At 70.5% G+C, this 18733-nt stretch carries 18 protein-coding genes; 10 read left to right on the top strand and 8 right to left on the bottom strand.

The features are described from left to right. Positions 1-870, top strand: coding sequence for a polyprenyl diphosphate synthase (gene uppS, locus AB7V09_RS04715; protein ID WP_075414217.1), 870 nt, complete (start codon positions 1-3; stop codon positions 868-870). Positions 871-919: 49 nt separating this feature from the next. On the opposite strand, the gene AB7V09_RS04710 is transcribed toward uppS, so the two are convergent. The 4 genes from AB7V09_RS04710 to AB7V09_RS04695 all read right to left on the bottom strand — a co-directional run bounded on the left by AB7V09_RS04710 (position 920) and on the right by AB7V09_RS04695 (position 4311). Then, entirely contained in the window at positions 920-1345 is a 426-nt protein-coding gene (locus AB7V09_RS04710) for a Fur family transcriptional regulator (protein ID WP_075414216.1), read from the bottom strand. Further along, entirely contained in the window at positions 1342-2232 is an 891-nt protein-coding gene (locus AB7V09_RS04705) for a metal ABC transporter permease (RefSeq protein ID WP_004565082.1), read from the bottom strand. The genes AB7V09_RS04710 and AB7V09_RS04705 overlap by 4 nt, the downstream gene beginning before the upstream one ends. After that, positions 2229-3158 carry a metal ABC transporter ATP-binding protein gene (locus AB7V09_RS04700; protein WP_075414215.1) on the bottom strand — a complete coding sequence of 310 codons (930 nt, stop codon included), beginning with the start codon at positions 3156-3158 and terminating at the stop codon, positions 2229-2231. The genes AB7V09_RS04705 and AB7V09_RS04700 overlap by 4 nt, the downstream gene beginning before the upstream one ends. A gap of 73 nt (positions 3159-3231) precedes the next feature. Then, the gene (locus AB7V09_RS04695; RefSeq protein ID WP_009747582.1) at positions 3232-4311 is read right to left on the bottom strand and encodes a metal ABC transporter substrate-binding protein; all 1080 of its coding nucleotides are present in this window, start codon (positions 4309-4311) and stop codon (positions 3232-3234) included. Between the two features lie 226 nt (positions 4312-4537). On the opposite strand from AB7V09_RS04695, the gene AB7V09_RS04690 reads away from it, so the two are divergent. Together AB7V09_RS04690 and AB7V09_RS04685 are read left to right on the top strand one after the other, a co-directional pair. Next, positions 4538-5929: a glycine--tRNA ligase gene (locus AB7V09_RS04690; RefSeq protein ID WP_309335842.1), complete on the top strand. Its 1392-nt coding sequence runs from the start codon at positions 4538-4540 to the stop codon at positions 5927-5929. 118 nt (positions 5930-6047) lie between these two features. Then, the gene (locus AB7V09_RS04685) at positions 6048-7376 is read left to right on the top strand and encodes a YibE/F family protein (protein ID WP_419143067.1); all 1329 of its coding nucleotides are present in this window, start codon (positions 6048-6050) and stop codon (positions 7374-7376) included. Between the two features lie 45 nt (positions 7377-7421). Here AB7V09_RS04685 and dusB read toward each other — a convergent pair whose 3' ends face one another. Then, positions 7422-8720, bottom strand: coding sequence for a tRNA dihydrouridine synthase DusB (gene dusB, locus AB7V09_RS04680; RefSeq protein ID WP_419143066.1), 1299 nt, complete (start codon positions 8718-8720; stop codon positions 7422-7424). Between the two features lie 181 nt (positions 8721-8901). Here dusB and AB7V09_RS04675 point away from each other — a divergent pair, with 181 nt between their 5' ends. After that, a complete protein-coding gene (locus AB7V09_RS04675; protein ID WP_248406983.1) occupies positions 8902-9630 on the top strand; it encodes an SDR family oxidoreductase in 729 nt (242 codons plus the stop codon). Positions 9631-9715: 85 nt separating this feature from the next. Then, on the top strand, positions 9716-10216 hold the full coding sequence (locus AB7V09_RS04670; protein WP_009406005.1) for a SixA phosphatase family protein: 501 nt from the start codon (positions 9716-9718) through the stop codon (positions 10214-10216). Positions 10217-10244: 28 nt separating this feature from the next. On the opposite strand, the gene serB is transcribed toward AB7V09_RS04670, so the two are convergent. Together serB and glgC are read right to left on the bottom strand one after the other, a co-directional pair. Continuing rightward, entirely contained in the window at positions 10245-10955 is a 711-nt protein-coding gene (gene serB, locus AB7V09_RS04665) for a phosphoserine phosphatase SerB (RefSeq protein WP_075414211.1), read from the bottom strand. 97 nt (positions 10956-11052) lie between these two features. Next, positions 11053-12297 carry a glucose-1-phosphate adenylyltransferase gene (gene glgC / locus AB7V09_RS04660; RefSeq protein WP_009405418.1) on the bottom strand — a complete coding sequence of 415 codons (1245 nt, stop codon included), beginning with the start codon at positions 12295-12297 and terminating at the stop codon, positions 11053-11055. A gap of 349 nt (positions 12298-12646) precedes the next feature. On the opposite strand from glgC, the gene glgA reads away from it, so the two are divergent. Continuing rightward, positions 12647-13876, top strand: coding sequence for a glycogen synthase (gene glgA / locus AB7V09_RS04655; protein ID WP_075414210.1), 1230 nt, complete (start codon positions 12647-12649; stop codon positions 13874-13876). 57 nt (positions 13877-13933) lie between these two features. Here glgA and AB7V09_RS04650 read toward each other — a convergent pair whose 3' ends face one another. Then, positions 13934-14674: a hypothetical protein gene (locus tag AB7V09_RS04650; protein WP_419143065.1), complete on the bottom strand. Its 741-nt coding sequence runs from the start codon at positions 14672-14674 to the stop codon at positions 13934-13936. Between the two features lie 121 nt (positions 14675-14795). Here AB7V09_RS04650 and AB7V09_RS04645 point away from each other — a divergent pair, with 121 nt between their 5' ends. From AB7V09_RS04645 to AB7V09_RS04630, 4 genes are all read left to right on the top strand, one after another. Then, a complete protein-coding gene (locus AB7V09_RS04645) occupies positions 14796-15617 on the top strand; it encodes an ABC transporter ATP-binding protein (RefSeq protein ID WP_419143064.1) in 822 nt (273 codons plus the stop codon). Positions 15618-15723: 106 nt separating this feature from the next. Then, entirely contained in the window at positions 15724-16191 is a 468-nt protein-coding gene (locus AB7V09_RS04640; RefSeq protein WP_075374684.1) for an NfeD family protein, read from the top strand. A 61-nt stretch (positions 16192-16252) separates the two neighbouring features. Beyond that, positions 16253-17551: an SPFH domain-containing protein gene (locus AB7V09_RS04635; protein WP_419143063.1), complete on the top strand. Its 1299-nt coding sequence runs from the start codon at positions 16253-16255 to the stop codon at positions 17549-17551. 148 nt (positions 17552-17699) lie between these two features. Then, positions 17700-18560 carry a TrmH family RNA methyltransferase gene (locus AB7V09_RS04630; protein WP_419143062.1) on the top strand — a complete coding sequence of 287 codons (861 nt, stop codon included), beginning with the start codon at positions 17700-17702 and terminating at the stop codon, positions 18558-18560. Positions 18561-18733 lie beyond the last annotated feature (173 nt).

Raw genomic sequence — 18733 nt, 5'->3', positions numbered from 1 at the left:
ATGACAGAGGTCTCCAGAGACATGACGGTCGAGGCCGCCCCGCCCCTGCACCGGCCCGGCCTGACCCCACCCGTGCTGCCGGCCGCCTCCCTGCCCCAGCACGTCGCCGTCGTCATGGACGGCAACGGGCGCTGGGCCAACGCCCGCGGCCTGCCCCGCACCGAGGGCCACCGGGTGGGGGAGGCCAATATGCTCGACGTCGCCGCCGGCGCCATCGAGATCGGCGTCAAAGAGCTGAGTGTCTACGCCTTCTCCACCGAGAACTGGCGGCGCTCACCCGGCGAGGTCCGCTTCATCATGGGCTTCGCCCGCAAGGTCCTGCGCGTCCAGCGCGATGTCCTCAACTCCTGGAACGTCAGGCTGCGCTGGATCGGACGCACCCCGCGCCTGTGGAAGTCCGTCCTGCACGAACTGCGTGAGGCCGAGCGCGTCACCGCGCGCAACACGGGCCTGGTCCTCAACCTGTGTATCAACTACGGCGGGCGGGCCGAGATCGCCGACGCCACCCGAGCCATCGCCGAGGACGTCGCCGCCGGCCGCCTCAAGGCCTCCTCCATCAACGAGAAGACCATCCAGCGTTACCTCTACTCACCCACCATGCGTGACGTGGACCTGTTCATCCGCACCGGCGACGAGCAGCGCACCTCCAACTTCCTCATGTGGTCCTCCTCCTACGCCGAGCTCTACTTCTCACCCCTGGCCTGGCCCGACTTCAACCGCACCGAGCTGTGGAAGGCCTGCGAGGCCTACGCCGGACGTGAGCGCCGCTATGGCGGGGCCGTGGACAAGGTGCTGCACGAGGAGCCCACCGGCACCGAGGACCCGGAGGACGACGAGGCTGACGAGTCACCGCACCACGACAGGCAGTAGCCAGCCGCCTGGCACAACCCGGCTCGGACACCGGGTCAGTCAGACCTGCTCAGTCCTGTGAGGCGTCCTGGGTCGAGCAGGCGGCGCACAGGCCGAAGAACTCCGCCGTGTGCTCCATCTGGGTGAAGCCCTGCCGGGCCGAGACCCGCTGAATCCACTCCTCCAGCCCGCCGCCGGAAACCTCCACGGTGTAGCCGCAGCGGCGGCACACGATGTGGTGGTGGTGCTCCTGCTCCTCGCAGGCCCGATAGAGGACCTCGCCCTCGGCGCTGCGCACCTGGTCCACCGCGCCGGACTCCGCCAGCGTCTGCAGGTTGCGGTAGACGGTGGCCAGTCCCACCTTGGTGCCCTCGGCCTCCAGGGCGGCATGGATCTGCTGGGCCGAGCGGAACTCGTCAGTGCGGGCGAGGATGTCGGCGACGGCGGCGCGCTGGCGCGTGGCGCGGGGGCGCTGCGCCGTGCTGCTTGCGCTCATGATCTGCCTCCTGAGGTGATGTGGTGCCGTCGCGAGCGGCTGACGAGCTGCAGCAGTCCGGACAGGAGGGCGACGACGGCGTAGCCCCCCACTAGGAGTACCACGATCATGGCGCCGGGAGAGGCCGCCACCAGGTAGGTGATCGTCAGACCCGACACGCAGGCCACCACGCCCAGCCCCATCGCCAGGTACATGGTGCGGGCGAAGGAGTGCGAGACGAGCTGGGCGATGGCCACCGGCACGATCATGACCGCCGAGACCAGCAGGGCCCCCACCACCCGCATGGACACCGAGACCGTCAGCGCCGCGACTACCGCGACCAGCACGTTGAGGGCGCCGGTGGGCAGGCCGCAGGCGTGGGCGAACTCCTCGTCGTGGCACAGTGCGAACAGTGGGCCGCGCAGCCCCAGCCCCACCAGGAGCACCAGGGTGGCCAGGGCGATGGTGAACCAGGCGTCGGAGACCGAGACCGTGGAGATCGAGCCGAACAGATAGGAGTTGAGGTTCGTCGTCGTCCCGCCGGCGACGCGAATGAGGATGACGCCCCCGGCGATGCCCCCGTAGAACAGGATCGCCAGGGCTACGTCTCCCCGAGTTCGGCCGTTGGCACGGATGACCTCGATCATCACGGCTCCCAGCACGCTGATGAGGATCGCCCCGGGCACGGCCCAGGCGTCGTGAGGAGTGACGTTGGCGGCGGCCCCGGCGAGCCACCCCAGGGCGATACCGGTCAGGGCGATGTGCCCGATCCCGTCGCCCAGCAGCGCCAGGCCCCGCTGAACCAGGTAGGTGCCCACCACCGGGGCGGCCAGCCCCACCAGGACCGCCACGATGAAGGCCCGCTGGATGAGGGGACTGGCAAGCATGTCGGAGACGAACTCGATCATGGGCGGGTGCTCCTACCGGAATGAGGGCGCGTGTCAGGCAGCCGATGGTCGAGGACGGGGGCGTGGTGGGCCGGAGGGCCGCCGGCGTCCGGGTGGTGGTCGCCGCCGTAGCCGCAGTGGGCGCGGTACGGGTCGCCCTGGGTCGCGCCGGGCCCGCTGTCGCGCAGATGAGCGACCTCGCCGGCCGGGCCGTCAGCGACGAGCCGGCCGTCCTGCAGGAGGATCGCCCGCTGGACGACGTCGGCGAGCTCACCCATCTCGTGCAGAACCGTCACCAGGGTCAGCCCCTGCGCGCGCAGCCCCTGAAGGATCTCGGCCAGGGACTCGCGGCTGGCGCGGTCGATGCCGGCCAGGGGCTCATCGAGGATGAGCAGCTCGGGGGAGCGGACCAGGGCCCGGGCGATGAGGACCCGCTGGGCCTGCCCGCCGGAGAAGACCTGGACGTGGTCCGCGGCCCGGTGGGCCAGCCCGACGGCGTCCAGGGCGGCCATGGCCTTCTTCTTGGCACTTCGCCCCCGATCTGCCCAGGGCCGGCGCGGCCCCAGGAGCCCGGAGCGCACCACCTCCAGGGCGGTGGCCGGGACGCCGGAGCCGGCGCCGATCCGCTGGGGGACGTAGCCGACCCGCTCCCAGGGGACCCGGTGGCGGTGCGAGGTGGGGCTGCCCAGGAGCTCGATGCTGCCGCCGGACAGGGGCACCAGTCCCAGAACGGCCTTGACGAGGGTGGACTTGCCCGAGCCGTTGGCGCCCAGGATCGCCACGGACTCGCCGCCGCCCACGGCCAGGCTCACGTCGTCCAGGATGAGGGAGGAGCCCAGGACGACGCTGAGCTCACGGACCCTGATGGCGAGCGCGGACGACGCCGCCCGGGGGGAACCGGACGGCGTCGTCACAGACGCTGGTGATGGTGGAGATGATGAGGTCATACGGTTGCGATCATGCCAATCTGAGGGGACGTCATCTGCTCGGGGCGTCGGGCTCGGCGGCCCGGGCCCGAGGCTACTTGCACTCCATGGCGGACCTGAGCCGCTCCAGGTTGCTGGTCATGGCGTCGGTGTAGTCGCCCCGCTCGGGCTTGGACTCCAGAGGGCTGAGAACGCTCGTCTTCGCATCGGTCTCCGCGGCAATCGCCTTGGCGGGGGCGTCGGAGACCAGCTCCTCGGTGAAGATGGTCTTCACCCCCGTCTTCTCGACCACCGACTTGATGTTGGCCATCTCGGCGGGGCTGGGCTCGGTCTCCGGGTCGATGCCGGAGATGGAGGCCTGGGTCAGGCCGTAGCGGTCGGCCATGTAGCCGAAGGCGGCGTGGGAGGTGATGAAGGTCTTGTGCTGGCAGCTGGTAAAGCCCTGCTTGTACTGGTTGTCCACTCCGGTCAGCGCCGTCTTGAGCTTGTCCAGGCCCGCCTTGTAGTCGTTGGCGTTGGCCGGGTCGATCTTGGCGAAGGAGGCCTCAAGGGCCTCGGCCACCTTGATCATGCGGTCCGGGTCGAGCCAGAAGTGCGGGTCGAGGTTGCCGTCGTGCCCCTCACCGCCCTCGGCGTGCTCGTCGTGGCCGTGCTCGTCGTGCTCGGCCTCGCTGGCCTGTGCGGTGGCGGCGGCACTGGCCGAGGCGCCGTCGGTGGCCTCCTCGCCGTGCTCGTGCTCTTCCTCAACCCCCTCGTGGTGGACGAGGTTGGCCGGCTTGCTCAGGTCCACCACGGTGGGGCCGGAACCGACCTCCTTGACGGCCTTGTCCAGGGAGGGCTGGAAGCCGGGGACGTAGGCGATGATGTCGGCCTTGCCCAGCTCGGCGGTCTCCTTGCCGGAGAGCTCGAAGTCGTGCGGCTCGACGTTGGAGGGGGTCACGGTGGAGACCTTGACGAGCTTGCCGCCAATGGACTCGGCCAGGTACTGGATCGGGTAGAAGGACGTGGAGACCGTCAGGGTCTTGCCCGGGGCGATCGTGTGCGGCGCCGATGCGTCTGACGAGCTCTCGCCCTTCAGGGCGCTGCACGCGCTCATGCCGGCAGCCAGCATCAGGGTGGCTCCGAGCGCCACGACGCGGTTGAGACGACGGGAACGAGCCTGTGAAACATTCATGCGAATCATTCTCATACTCTGTCGGTCCTGCGTCAAACTCGGGGCGAGCCCGCGTGTGCGCTGCTGAGAGCCGGTTTGGACGGCAGTCGGCAGGGCCTCCCGGGCGCGTGCGCGCGTCGGTGGTGCGACGGGCCCCTCACCGACGCTCGGCCCCTGTCCGCCTAGACTGTCACCACTCGTCCCCACCAACCAGGCGGGACCACGACCACTCCTGAAGGAGCATCCGTTGGCATCCACCCCTTCACGCCTCGACGCCGTCATCAACCTCGCCAAGCGGCGCGGCTTCGTCTTCCCCTGCGGCGAGATCTACGGCGGAACCCGCTCGGCCTGGGACTACGGGCCGCTGGGCGTCGAGCTCAAGGAGAACATCAAGCGCCAGTGGTGGCAGTACATGGTCCGCTCGCGCGACGACGTCGTCGGACTGGACTCCTCCGTCATCCTGCCGCGTGAGACCTGGGTCGCCTCCGGTCACGTCGGCGCCTTCACCGACCCGCTCGTGGAGTCCCTGCACACCCACAAGCGCTACCGTGCCGACCAGCTCATCGAGGACTACGCCGCCCGCAAGGGCCTCGACCCCGAGAACGTCACCCTCGACATGGTTCCCGACCCGGTCACCGGCCAGCCGGGCTCCTGGACCGAGCCGCGCGAGTTCTCCGGCCTGCTCAAGACCTACCTGGGGCCGGTCGACGACGAGTCCGGCCTGCACTACCTGCGCCCCGAGACCGCCCAGGGCATCTTCATCAACTTCGCCAACGTCATGAGCGCGGCCCGCAAGAAGCCGCCCTTCGGCATCGGCCAGGTGGGCAAGTCCTTCCGCAACGAGATCACGCCGGGAAACTTCATCTTCCGCACCCGCGAGTTCGAGCAGATGGAGCTGGAGTTCTTCTGCGAGCCGGGCACCGACGAGGAGTGGCACCAGTACTGGATCGACTACCGCAAGGCCTGGTACACCGACCTTGGCATCAGTGAGGACAACCTGCGCCTCTACGAGCACCCCGCCGAGAAACTCTCCCACTACTCCAAGCGCACCGTGGACCTGGAGTACCGCTTCGGCTTCCCCGGCTCGGAGTGGGGCGAGCTCGAGGGCATCGCCAACCGCACCGACTTCGACCTGTCCACCCACGCCGAGCACTCCGGCAAGGACATGTCCTACTTCGACCAGACCCGCTCCGAGCGCTGGACCCCCTACGTCATCGAGCCCTCCGCCGGCCTGACCCGCTCGCTCATGGCCTTCCTCGTGGAGGCCTACACCGAGGACGAGGCCCCCAACACCAAGGGCGGGGTGGACAAGCGCATCGTGCTCAAGCTCGACGCGCGCATCGCCCCGGTCAAGGCGGCCGTCCTGCCGCTGAGCCGCAAGGAGGAGCTGACCGGGCCGGCCAAGGAGCTGGCCGCCCGCCTGCGCCGCTCCTGGAACGTGGAGTACGACGACGCCGGCGCGGTCGGCCGTCGCTACCGCCGCCAGGACGAGGTCGGCACGCCCTTCTGCCTGACCTACGACTTCGACTCGCCCGAGGACGGGGCCGTCACCGTGCGCGAGCGCGACACGATGACCCAGGAGCGCATCCCGCTCGAGGGCGTCGAGCGCTATCTGGCTGAGCGCCTCATCGGCTGCTGAGCCGCCCGCACCGAGCAGGCCGGCAGCCTCACTGAAGTCTCACCGGCCCGGCCACCATCCGGGTCCCGCCCCGTGTCCCTGGCTCACCTCAGGGACACGGGGCGGGCATGATGGGACGGTGAGCACCAACTCGACTTCCCCGAGCAACGAGTCCGTCCCAACCGAGAGCCTTCCCGAGCCGCCGGCCGAGGCGGGGCGGGACAGCAAGGGCCACGGCCGTCACAGCAGCAGCGGCCACAGTCACTCCCACTCCGGGCCCCTGGACCTGGATGCGGGGGAGGTCCGCCGGGTGCGGATCGTGCTCGGTGCCATCGTCGGCGCCCTGGTCCTGGCCACCGTCGTCGGGCTGTTCGTGCTCTGGCCCGGCAAGAGCTCACTGATCGGTTCGCGCTCCTTCACTGCCGAGGGCGGCTCGGTGGGCAAGGCCACCATCACCTCCACGGACCTGTCTGGCTGTCAGAGCTCGGTGAGTGCCCTGACGGAGGTCAACGGCGTCAAGCCCGAGGAGTTCGCCAAGGGCCACGTGTGCGCCCGCATCACCGAGGGGGAGGGCAAGGGCCTGGTCATGCCGGTCCAGCTGGTGGGTGAGCCCCGCAAGCTCGCCCACGCCGGTGACCGGCTCGTCGTCCTCTACTCGCCTCAGGCCATCCTGTCCGGCTCCCCCTACTCCTTCATCGACTACCAGCGTCAGCTCCCGGTCGGCGCCCTGGCGGTCGTCTACCTGGTGCTCGTCGTCGCCGTGGCCGGGCGCAAGGGCGTCCTGAGCGTCCTGGGCCTGCTGGTGGCCACCGGCGTACTCGCCTTCTTCATGATCCCGGCGCTCCTGGCCGGCTCCCACCCGCTGGCGGTGACCCTGGTCGGATCGATGGCGATGATGCTGGCGGCCGTCTACGTGGCTCACGGCGTGTCCATCCGCACCACGACCGCCCTGCTGGGAACGGTGGCCGGCATCGTGCTGACCGTGCTGCTGGCCCTGTGGGGGACCGACGCCGCCCACCTGACCGGCGACGTCGACGAGACCGCCCGCCTGCTGGCCTCGCGCACGCACATCGACCTGCAGACGCTGCTGACCTGCGGCATGGTCATCGCCGGGCTCGGCGTCCTCAACGACGTCACCATCACCCAGGCCTCCTCGGTGTGGGAGCTGCACGCCGCCAACCCGCTACTGTCACGCACACGCCTGTTCACCGGCGGGATGAGGATCGGCCGGGACCACATCGCCTCAACCGTCTACACCCTGGCCTTCGCCTACGCAGGCACGGCGCTGCCCCTCATCCTGGCCGCCGCCCTCATGGACCGGGCCGTCCTGGACACCATGCTCTCGGGTGAGATCGCCGAGGAGATCGTGCGCACCCTCATCTCCTCCATCGGCCTGGTCCTGGCGATCCCGGCGACCACGGCGATCGCGGCGGCTCTGTGCCGCGTCACCCCGGTCCTCGACGAGTAGACGAGCAGCCGATGACCGGCCTCAAGGACCCGGCGGGCCACCGTCTCAGCCGCCGGAGACATCGGACTCGGCCTGGCTGAGCATCTCGCGGTGGGCCGCGTCCAGGGTGGGGGAGTCCAGCCAGCCGTCGGGCAGACGGGGAGTCTTGGGGCTGCCGGCCCGCCCTCGGGGGCCCTCGACGATGTCGCCGGGGTAGTCCACGACCTCGGGCAGGCGCGAGCGCATCCGCGCCAGGCCTGCGTCGAGCTCGTCCAGGCTCCGGATCCCCATGAGGTCGGCGCGCGCCGCGCCGCCGACCGGGTAGCCCTTGAGGTACCAGCCCACGTGCTTGCGCAGGTCGCGCACCCCCCGGTCCTCACCCATCTCCTCGGCCAGCATTCGCCCGTGGCGACGGATCACCTCGATGACGGCGTCCAGGTCCGGGCGGGTGCGCATCGGCGAGCCGTGCATGGCCGCCACGATGTCGGCGAACAGCCAGGGCCGTCCCTGGCAGCCACGACCCACGACGACGCCGTCGCAGCCGGTAGCCTCCATCATGCGCACCGCGTCGTCGCCCAGCCAGACGTCCCCGTTGCCGAGCACCGGCAGGTCAGTGGCCTCCTTGAGCCGGGCGATCTCCTCCCAGCGGGCCTGGCCCGAGTAGTGCTGGCGCGCGCTGCGGGCGTGCAGGGCCACGGCGGCGATCCCAGCGTTCTCGGCGGCGCGGGCGGCGTCGAGGAAGGTCTCGTGCTCCTCGTCGATGCCCAGGCGCATCTTCATGGTCACCGGCACCTGCCTCGCCCGCCCGACGGCGCGGACGGCGGCCTCGCTGGCGCGCACCGCCTCGGTGAGGATCGCCGCCAGCAGGTCTCGTTTCCACGGCAGCGCCGCCCCGCCGCCCTTGCGGGTCACCTTGGGGACCGGGCAGCCGAAGTTCAAGTCGATGTGGTCGGCCAGATCCTCCTCCACCAGGATCCGCACCGCGGCCCCCACCGTGGCCGGATCGACCCCGTAGAGCTGGATGGAACGCACCCGCTCAGCCGGATCGGTGCGCACCATCGCCAGAGTGCGCTCGTTGCGCTCCACCAGGGCGCGGGTGGTGACCATCTCCGTGACGTACAGGCCCGCCGGGGCCAGCAGGCCGCCGTCAGGCGTGGGCAGCGGACCGGGACAGGAGGGCCTCAGCGACTCCGGCAGGGCCGCCTCGGCCATCTCCCGGCACAGGCGGCGGAAGGAGGCGTTGGTGACTCCGGCCATGGGGGCGAGCTCGACCGGGGTGGGCACCACCAGTGGCCCGATGCGCAGTGGCGCAGGCGCGCGGCCCGAGGCGCAGGCGTCGGGGAGGCGGGGGGAGGTCTCACTCATCGTCACCCCGACATGCTGACATACGGCGGGTGCCAGGGCCGTGACCGGCCCCGCCCTGCGACCTGGAACAGACACAGGTATAGACCGCTTGTGAAGGAAGTAACAGGGACGGATCAGTATCGGCGTATGACGAATCGCTGATGGTGAGTGCTGATGCGCGTTACCTTGTGTGCTTGTGCTGATGAACGAAGAGACCGAGCCGTCGATATCACGTTCCGTCGTCGTGACCGGAGCCTCCCGGGGAATCGGGGAGGCGGTTACGAAGGCGTTCCTGGCACAGGGCGACCGGGTGGCGGGCATCTCCCGCTCCGGTGAGGCCCCCGACGGCGCCCTGGCCCTGGCCGCCGACGTCACCGACCCCGACGCCCTGGCCGACGCCCTGGCCGCCGCCACCGAGGCGCACGGCCCCATCGAGGTCCTCGTGGCCTCGGCCGGCATCAACCGGGAGTCACTGGCGGCCCGCACCTCCTCCCAGATGTGGGACGAGGTCATCTCCGCGGACCTGACCGGCACCTTCAACACCGTGCGCGCCGTGACACCAGCCATGATGCGGGCCCGCAAGGGGCGCATCGTCCTGGTCTCCTCGGCCATCGCCGCACGCGGAGGCGTGGGCCTGTCGGCCTACGGCGCCGCCAAGGGCGGTGTGGAGGGGCTGACCCGCTCCCTGGCCCGCGAGCTCGCACCGCGCGGCATCACCGTCAACGCCGTCGCCCCCGGCTTCGTCACCACGGCGATGACCGCCTCTCTGCCCGACCACATCCGCACCGCCTACCTCGAGCAGATCCCCCTAGGGCGCTTCGCCGACGTCACCGACATCGCCGGCCCCGTCCTCTTCCTGGCCTCACCCGCGGCCGCCTACGTCACCGGCGCGATCCTCGGCGTCGACGGTGGCCTGGGCATGGGGCGCTAGGCGCACGGCGGGGCGCGAGACATCGTCGGGACCGTATCCGGGCAGCGCCGTGGTGCCGTAGGGTAGAGACGTGACAACGGATCCCATGCGCCGGCTCGTGCTCGTCCGACACTCCAAGGCCTCTCACGACGCCGTCACCGACCTGGAACGTCCTCTGACCCCCAAGGGCACCGCCCTGGCCGGCCTGCTGGCCAAAGAGCTGCGCAAGCGCCTGGAGACCACCGACCTGCTCCTGGTCTCCCCGGCGGCCCGGGCCCGCGAGACCGCCCGCCCCATCCGCGACCGCCTCGAGCCCACCGACACCCTCGTGCGCGAGGAGATCTACAACCTGGGCCCCAACGGCATCCTCAAGGTCCTGGCCGAGGACGGTGCTGACGCCAGGACGGTCGTCGTCGTCGGCCACGAGCCCACGATCTCCGTGCTCGCCCACATCCTCCACGACACCGACGACGACCTTGCCTCCCAGATCTCCTTCGGGGTGCCCACGGCCACCGCCGTCATCATCGATGTCCCCGGCACCTGGGCGGACCTGGAGCCCAAGGGCGCCCGCATCCGGGAGATCTTCACCGCCCGCAAGCGCGACTGAGGCCGGAGCTCCCCGAAACCGCAGCCGGTCAACTCCCGATCAGCTGCAGGACGGCACGCAGGTCACGCACGTGGATGGCCGCGTCGGCCTGCTCAACGACCACCGGCTTGGCGCAGAACGCCACCCCCAGCCCCGCGGCTTCCAGCATGCCCAGGTCGTTGGCCCCGTCACCCACTGCAATGGTGCGCTCCATGGGCACACCGTCCTGCCGGGCCCAGGAGATCAGGCAGCGGACCTTCTCCTGACGGTCCACGATCCGCCCCAGCACCCGACCGGTGAGACGGCCCCCCTCCACCTCCAGGCGGTTGGCCGCCACGTGGTCGATGCCCAGCCGCTCGGCCAGAGGCACCACGACCTCCTCGAAACCTCCCGAGACGACCCCCACCCGGCAGCCGCGCGCGTGCAGCGCCTCAATGAGCTCGGCCGCGCCCTCAGTGGGGCGCACCTCGGCCAGGACCTCTGCGAAGACCCCCTGGGGAACCCCGGCCAGAGTCGCCACCCGCTCGCGCAGAGAGGCCGCGAAGTCCAGCTCACCGCGCATCGCTCGGGCCGTGACCTCGGCGACCAGCTCACGGGTCCCGGCGCGCTCGGCAATGAGCTCGATGACCTCCTGCTCGATGAGGGTGGAGTCCACGTCCATGACCAGCAGGCCGGGGCCCTCAGTCACTAAGGGGCCCTCGCTCAGCGCCCCGCTGAGCTCCGCGGAGTCGCCGGCACGGTCTCGAGAGGTGTCACTCATGGCTCCATGCTAGTGGGCGAGCCGGCAGGCGAAGACGGCGCGCCGCCGCCCGGAGGCTCGGGCGACGGCGCGCACTGCAAAGGCGGTGAGCCTGCGGTCAGCGGGTGACGATCTGTCCCTTGGCCACCACCGTGATGCCGGACTCGGTCACAGTGAAGCCCCGCTCGCGGTCATGCTCGGGGTCGATCCCCACCATGGCGCCCTCCTCGACCTTGACGTACTTGTCCAGGATCGCGCGGTTGACAACGGTGTTACGGCCCACCTCGGCCCCGTCCATGATGACGGACTCGCGCACCGAGGACCAGGAGTTGACGCGTACACCGGGGGACAGGACCGAGGAGATCACCTCACCACCGGAGACGATGACGCCCGGCGAGACGATCGAGTCGACCGCGTGCCCCAGACGCTCGTGGTGACCGTAGACGAACTTGGCCGGAGGCATCGCGGCCTGGTAGCCGGCGAACAGCGGCCAGCGGTCGTTGTACAGGTTGAACACGGGGGTCACTGAGATGAGGTCCTGGTGCGCCTCGAAGAAGGCGTCCACCGTACCCACGTCGCGCCAGTAGTCACGGTCGCGCTCGGAGGAGCCCGGCACGTCGTTGTCCTTGAAGTCGTAGACGCCGGCCGCCCCCTGGTTGACGAACCAGGGCACGATGCTGCCGCCCATGTCGTGCTTGGAGGTCTCGTCGGCGGCGTCGACCGTCACGGCCTCCAGGAGCGCGTCGGAGTTCATGATGTAGTTGCCCATCGAGGCCAGGACCTCGTCGGGGGAGTCCGGCAGACCGGGGGTCTCCTTGGGCTTCTCCACGAAGGCCTTGATCCTGCCGCGGTCGGACGGGTCGGTCTCGATGACGCCGAACTGGTCCGCCAGGGACCGGGGCTGACGGATGCCCGCGACGGTGCAGGGCAAACCGGAGGCGATGTGGTGGTCCAGCATCTGGGAGAAGTCCATGCGGTAGATGTTGTCCGCACCGGTGATGACCACATAGTCCGGCCGCTCGTCGTCGAGCAGGTTGAGGGACTGGTAGATCGCGTCGGCGCTCCCCAGGAACCAGTGCTTGCCCACGCGCTGCTGGGCCGGCACCGGCGCGATGTAGTTGCCCAGCATGTCGGACATGCGCCACGTCTTGGAGATGTGACGATCCAGCGAGTGGGACTTGTACTGGGTGAGCACCACGACCTTGAGGAAGCCGGAGTTGATCATGTTGGACAGGGAGAAGTCGATGAGGCGGTAGATGCCTCCGAAGGGCACGGCGGGCTTGGCACGATCGACGGTTAGGGGCATGAGGCGCTTGCCCTCGCCACCGGCGAGGACGATTGCGAGAACACGAGGTTGAGCCATGTGGCCCACCTTACGTTGCTCGAGGGGCCCGCGGGGCCAAATGGGTCACATTCCGGGTAGGTTCTCCACCGAATCGTTGCCTGAGGCGTCATCCCGGGCGATGGAGCACCGGGCGACTCGTCCTGACCCGGTCCCCGACGCCTCACGCACGAGCATCCCCGCCTCCACTGCGGAGCGGATGCCGCCGGCCCCTCGCAGGAGAGTCGGTGGAAACCACCGGCGCTGAACGGTCCCACCGGGCCCCGTGTGCGTATAACGTCGGGTGTGGCGCCCGCCCCACCGCAGGCGCCCGTCCTGCGCCGAGGAAGGCGCGGTCAGTCCATCCATCAGACAGAGGAGAGGCACACCCATGAGGGTCGACCTGCTGACCAAGGAGTACCCACCCTTCATCTACGGCGGCGCCGGAGTCCACGTCAACGAGCTCGCCAAGGTCCTGCGCCCCCTGGCCGACGTCCGCGTCCACGCCTTCGGCGGCCCCCGCGAGCCCGGCACCGAGGGCGCCGACGACGGCGTCACCGGCTACCCCGAGATCGCCGAGCTCGACGGCGCCAACGCCGCCCTGCGCACCTTCGGAGTCGACCTGGAGATGGCCCAGGGCACCGAGGGAACCGACCTCGTCCACTCCCACACCTGGTACGCCAACCTCGCCGGCCACCTGGCCGGCCTGCTCCACGGCGTCCCCCACGTCATCAGCGCCCACTCCCTGGAGCCCCTGCGCCCCTGGAAGGCCGAGCAGCTCGGCGGCGGCTACGCCCTGTCCTCCTGGGCGGAGAAGACCGCCTACGAGGCCGCCTCCGGGATCATCGCGGTCTCCAACGGCATGCGCGAGGACATCCTGCGCTGCTACCCCGCCGTCGACCCCGAGCGCGTCAAGGTCGTCCACAACGGCATCGACCTCGAGGCCTGGAAGCACCCCCAGGGCCAGGAGGCCGACGCCCAGGCCGCCGCCACCCTCAAGCGCCTGGGCATCGACCCCGACCGCCCCACCATCGTCTTCGTCGGACGCATCACCCGCCAGAAGGGCCTGCCGCACCTGCTGCGCGCCTGCGAGCAGCTGCCCGCGGACGTCCAGGTCATCCTGTGCGCCGGCGCCCCCGACACCCCCGAGATCAAGGCCGAGGTCGAGGGCCTCGTGGCCCACCTGCGCGAGAAGCGCACCGGCGTGGTCTGGATCGAGGAGATGCTGCCGCGCCCCGAGCTCATCGCTGTGCTGGCCGCCTCCGACGTCTTCGTGTGCCCCTCCGTCTACGAGCCCCTGGGCATCGTCAACCTCGAGGCCATGGCCGTGGGCCTGCCGGTCGTCGGCTCAGCCACCGGCGGCATCCCAGACGTCATCGTCGACGGCGAGACCGGCCTGCTCGTGCCCATCGAGCAGGTCCAGGACGGCACCGGCACCCCCATCGACCCGGCCCGCTTCGAGGCCGACCTGGCCGAGCGCCTCACCACCCTGGTCACCGACACCGAGGCGGCCAAGGCCATGGGGCAGGCCGCCCGACACCGCGTCGAGGAGCACTTCGCCTGGCAGGCCATCGCCCAGCGCACCATGGACGTCTACAACTGGGTCCTGGCTCAGGGGTGAACGGGACGGCTCCCGCTCGGTGACCCCACCGATACGCCACCGAGTGGTGCGCCCCCTCTACCGGGCCCACCACTCGGTGGCCGCAGCGGCACCGTGACGCGCCACCGCCAGCAGCGGGCGCAGGACGTCGGCCCGCCGCTGCGCCTGCAGGGCGGTCGTGGCCGCACCGTCATCGTCCAGGGCCAGCTCGCACATCCCCGCCAGGCGCAAGGAGCGCTCCAACAGCTCCCGATCACGGCGCGCCAGCCACGGCGGGACGAGGCGCGGATCCATCACTGCGGTGAGCAGGTCGTTGAGGGCGTCGGCCATCTCCGGACGCTCGCGGGCCAGGTCGAGCTCGATGAGCGCCTCGATGGCCTCCTCGGTGGCGGCGTGCACCTGCCGGCGAGCGTGCACCGCATCCAGAGGGGGCAGCGGGGAACTGAGAGGCTCGGCGTGCCAGGACACCGAGGTGCCGGAGTCCTCAGGAACCAGCAGCACCCGGCCGGCTACCCCCTCCAGCACGACGCCCTCCTCGATGTCGGGCAGGAGCCCCCAGGTGCCGGTGCCGCCGGCCGGTGAGGGCAGGACCGCGCTCACCCGACTCAGGGGGCGGGCGGAGGCGAGCCACTGCTCCAGGCTGACGCGTCCTGGACCGTCGTCGGCGGCAGCAGTCGGTGTGTCCGAGCCCCCGGTGACGACGCTGCCGATGACGTCATGGGCGCCGTCGGGGCCTTCAACGAGCGACATGCCGTGGGAGGAGGGCGATGGCGCCCACAGGGCCAGCACGATGCTGACCGGCGGGTTGAGGGGATCCATGGGGGCCAACCATAGTGAATGGTGGTGGGGCGAGCCTCGAAGGGGAGCGGTCACCATGTGGGGCGCGGTTCTCGTCGCGCATCTTCCCTGTGTGAACTCACCGTCACGATAGGATCACCTCATGACCAGTGTCCTCCACCTCGACGACGTCTCACTGCACCGCGGCAGCCACCAGATCCTCAGTCACGTCAGCTGGACCGTGGACGAGGGGCAGCACTGGGTGCTGCTGGGATCCAACGGCGCGGGCAAGACCACGATCGCCAGGATCGCCTCGGCCAGGCTCTTCCCCTCCTCCGGCACGGTCGACATCCTCTCCGACCGGCTCGGGCGCGTGGACGTCTCGGAGCTCCATCCCCGTATCGGCTTGTTGTCCTCGGCCCTGGCCGCCAACGTCCAGAACGGCGAGAAGGTGCTCGGCGTGGTCCTGTCGGCCTCCTACGGGCGCATTGGGCGCTGGCGCGAGGAGTACGACGACTTCGACCTCGAGCGCGCTCACGCCCTGCTGGGCGCCCTGGGGGCTGCTCACCTGGTCGACCGGTCGTGGGGAACGCTGTCATCGGGGGAGCGCAAGCGCGTCGAGCTGGCTCGCGCTCTGATGCCGGACCCGGAGATGCTCTTCCTCGACGAGCCCGCCTCGGGGCTGGACCTGGCCGGCCGTGAGCAGCTCCTGGCTGCGCTCACCGAGATCATCTCCTCGCCCGATTCGCCCTCCATGGTCCTGGTGACCCACCACCTGGAGGAGATCCCGGAGGGCTTCACCCACGCGCTCACGCTGCGTGAGGGGAAGGTGGTGGGCTCCGGCCCGCTTCAGGAGGTCCTCACCGCGGACACGATCAGCACGACCTTCGGTATGCCGCTGGAGGTCACCTACGACCGCGGTCGCTACGCGGCCAGGGGGCTCCCGGCCGGCCACGGCAGGCGCGTCGCCGAGGCCAAGGGCTGACCACCGGTTCCGGGCGGGAAGGCCGATTCGGGCCGCACCGATCCCTGATCGTCCCCGACCGGCACCCGACCACATACTCACCGACCGCGTTCATCAGGAGGTTCGCATGGAATGGCTGTTCTGGGTCGCAGGGGCGCTGCTCCTCGTCGTCATCGAGACGATGACAGCGGATCTCACCTTCCTCATGATCGCCGGCGGTGCGCTGGGAGGAGGGCTGACATCCTTCCTCGGCGGACCCGTGTGGGCGCAGGTCGTGGTCTTCGCCTGCGTCTCCACCCTGCTTCTCTTCGCCGTGCGCCCCTGGGCCAAGCGTCGCCTGGCCGCCGCCACCCCGCAGATGAAGACCAACGTCGAGGCCCTCATCGGTCGGTCTGCCGTCACCATTACTCCTGTCGACCGTGAAGGCGGGCGGGTGCGCCTGGGCGGTGAGGAGTGGAGCGCCCGCCTGGCTCCCGCCGTCCAGGGAGGCGTCACCCGTCTGGAGGCCGGGGTGAGTGTGACCGTGGCCCAGATCGACGGGGCCGTGGCCGTGGTCGCCCCGGTGACGACCTCCACCGCCGCTCCCGCGTCCTGACGCCGCCCGCGCCTGCCCTAACCGTTCTGACCACCCGTTCAACCCCTGCAGGAGGAACCTCGTGCCCTTCGTCTCCATCATCTTGCTTCTCGTGGCCGTCCTGGTCATCGTCGCCATCTTCCGGGCGGTGCGGATCGTCAAGCAGAGCACTGCGATCATCGTTGAGCGCCTGGGGCGCTTCCAGGCGGCCTACGGCGCCGGAATGCACTTCCTGGTGCCCTTCATCGACCGGGTGCGCAACATCATGGACCTGCGTGAGCAGGTCGTCTCCTTCCCGCCTCAGCCCGTCATCACCTCCGACAACCTCGTCGTGAGCATCGACTCGGTGGTCTACTACCAGATCACCGACCCCATGCGCGCCACCTACGAGATCTCCAACTACCTGCAGGCCATTGAGCAGCTGACGGTCACCACGCTGCGCAACGTCGTCGGCTCCATGGACCTGGAGCAGACGCTGACCAGCCGCGACCAGATCAACGGCCAGCTGCGCGGCGTTCTGGACCAGGCCACCGGCCGCTGGGGAATCCGCGTCAACAGCGTGGAGCTGAAGTCCATCGACCCGCCGGCCTCCATCCAGGGCTCCATGGAGCAGCAGATGCGCGCCGAGCGTGACCGCCGCGCCGCTATTCTGACCGCCGAGGGTGTCAAGCAGTCCCAGATCCTCACGGCCGAGGGTGACAAGCAGTCCGCGATCCTGCGCGCCGAGGGCCAGGCGCAGTCCGCGATCCTCAAGGCGCAGGGTGAGTCACGCGCCATCCTCCAGGTCTTCGACGCCATCCACCGCGGTAACGCCGACTCCAAGCTGCTGGCCTACCAGTACCTCCAGACCCTGCCCAAGATCGCCAACGGCTCCTCCTCCAAGATGTGGATCGTGCCGACGGAGTTCACGGCGGCGCTCGACGGCATCGCCGGCGCCCTGGGCGGTGGCAAGGACGGTGGCCCTGGCGGCTCGGACGACTCCGACGACGACGCCGCCCGTCCCGGTGTCGACCTCTCGGGTAGCGAGCTCGACCTGGGGATCGCCTCGGATCTGGCCAGCACCAGTCTCCAGGCTCCCGAGGAGGCCCTCGCCCAGGCCCGTGGTGAGGTCGAGTCGGCCTCTCAGGAGGCCAGTGAGGAGCCCGCACCCAAGGCAGGCGTCTCCCCGAAGGCTCCTGCGGATGAGGCCGACGGCGAGGCCACGGTGAGCGTTCCGACCTCCGACGGCCTCGAGGGGCCTCACGCCGCGCACGGCAGCCACGTGTCCGACCCCGAGGAGGCCCAGCCCGGTTCCGTGCCCCCTCGCGGTGGTTACGGCATCCAGGCCCAGCCCGGCTACGGCACGCCTCCCGGCGCGCCCCAGGGCCCCTACGGAGCCTGAGCCGGCAACCCTCACACTCCCGGGGGACCTGACGAGGGCCCGGGGACACTCGCTGCGGCGGGAGGAGTGGGCGATCCACGATGATCGGCCTATTCTTCCCGCCGTACTGCTGTACTGGACCGGGAAAGCCCCAGAAGGTGACGACGCGATGATTATTGAGCTGGCCGACGGCGCCGACGAGCGCCTGGCGGACTACACCAGGCTGACGGACGTGGCGCTGCGCCGTCGTCTGGAGACGCAGCGGGGCCTGTACATGGCCGAGTCCTCCAAGGTCATCACGCGCGCCGTGGCCGCCGGGCACGCCCCGCGCTCATTCCTCATGGCCCCGCGCCACCTGGAGGAGATGCGCCCGGTCATCGCCTCCGCGGACGGCTGCGCAGGAAGCAACGACGGCGGTGAGGTCCCCGTGTTCGTCGCCCCCGAGGAGGTCCTGGAGTCCATCACGGGCTTCCACCTGCACCGCGGGGCCCTGGCCGCCATGAACCGGCCCGAGCTCGCCGGTGTTCCCGAGCTGCTTGCGGCCGCCCGCGGGGGAGCGGGGGCCAGGCGGGTCGCGATCCTGGAGGACCTGGTGGACCACACGAACGTGGGGGCCGCCTTCCGCAGCGCGGCCGCCCTGGGGATCGACGCCGTCCTGGTCACTCCGCGCTGCGCGGACCCCCTCTACCGGCGCAGCGTGCGCGTCTCCATGGGCACCGTCTTCCAGGTCCCCTGGACCCGGATCGAGCGCTGGCCCGCCATGGACGAGCTCCACGCGCAGGGCTTCACCGTGGCCGCCCTGGCACTGTCGGACACCTCCGTGGCACTGGATGAGTTTGCGGCCTCACCGGCGTGTACGGCCCCGGACTCGCGGGTCGCCGTCGTCCTGGGCACGGAGGGGGATGGGCTGTCCCACCGGACCATCACCGCGGCCGACGAGGTGGTGCGCATCCCCATGGCCGGGGGAGTGGACTCCCTCAACGTGGCGGCCGCCGCGGCTGTGGCCTTCTGGGCGCTGCGTCTGCCCTGACCCGGACTGCAGCATGGTGCCGCAGGTTCGCGCCGGACGAGCAGCAGGCGAGAAACACGGTGGGGGGGGGGGGGGGGGGGGGGGGGGGGGGGGGGGAAGGGGGGGGGGGGGGGGGGGGGGGGGGGGGGGGGGGGGGGGGGGGGGGGGGGGGGGGGGGGGGGGGGGGGGGGGGG

This window comes from Actinomyces sp. SKVG-SVH-4(1) (genome assembly GCF_048514265.1).
GTDB lineage: Bacteria > Actinomycetota > Actinomycetes > Actinomycetales > Actinomycetaceae > Actinomyces > Actinomyces oris.
This window is presented reverse-complemented; position numbering and strand designations above follow the sequence as displayed.